Consider the following 727-nt stretch of genomic DNA (forward strand, 5'->3'; position numbering starts at 1 on the left):
TACACGCCTAAAACCAAAGAAGAGCTCAAAGCTCTAGTTGAAGATGAAAGTATCTATTTAGGTGATATTGATACAAGCAAGATCACTGATATGAGTTGTTTGTTCTTTAAATCTACTCGTGAAGACTTCTCAGGTATTGAAACTTGGAATACTTCAAATGTTGAAGATATGTCTTATATGTTCTATGGTTGCCATTCTTTGAACCAAGATCTAAGTTCTTGGGATGTGAGTAGGGTTAGGTATATGAATTCTATGTTTTCAGGCTGCCATGCTTTCAACCAAGATATTTCAGGTTGGAATGTGAGTAGGGTAAAAAATATGGAAGAAATGTTCTATGGCTGCTATAACTTCAACCAAAACATTTCAAGTTGGGATGTTTATGAAGTTGAAAGTATGTCATGGATGTTTTATGATTGCTATAACTTCAACCAAGATATCTCTAAATGGAATGTTTTTAATGTAGCTTATATGGAAAACATGTTTTGGGGTTGCAAGAACTTCAATCAACCTTTAGGCAGGTGGAATGTCAGCAATGTGAAGAATATGGCTGGAATGTTTTGGGGTTGCGAGAGCTTCAATCAGCCCCTAGAGAAGTGGAACACTTCTAGGGTTAAATATACTGATGATATGTTTGAAAATTGTCCTATAGACAATTCAAACAAGCCTGAAGCTTTGCAAGAATTATCTATTTAAACAAATCAAGCCCCTAGTTGGGATAGTTTTATCC

At 35.5% G+C, this 727-nt stretch carries 1 protein-coding gene; it reads left to right on the forward strand.

What is annotated here, in order from left to right:
* Window positions 1-693 (forward strand): BspA family leucine-rich repeat surface protein (locus CCO88_RS09940; RefSeq protein ID WP_002841038.1); only part of this gene is annotated, 693 nt, incomplete at its 5' end.
* Window positions 694-727 lie beyond the last annotated feature (34 nt).

The organism is Campylobacter coli LMG 9860 (assembly GCF_000254135.1).
Taxonomy (GTDB): domain Bacteria; phylum Campylobacterota; class Campylobacteria; order Campylobacterales; family Campylobacteraceae; genus Campylobacter_D; species Campylobacter_D coli.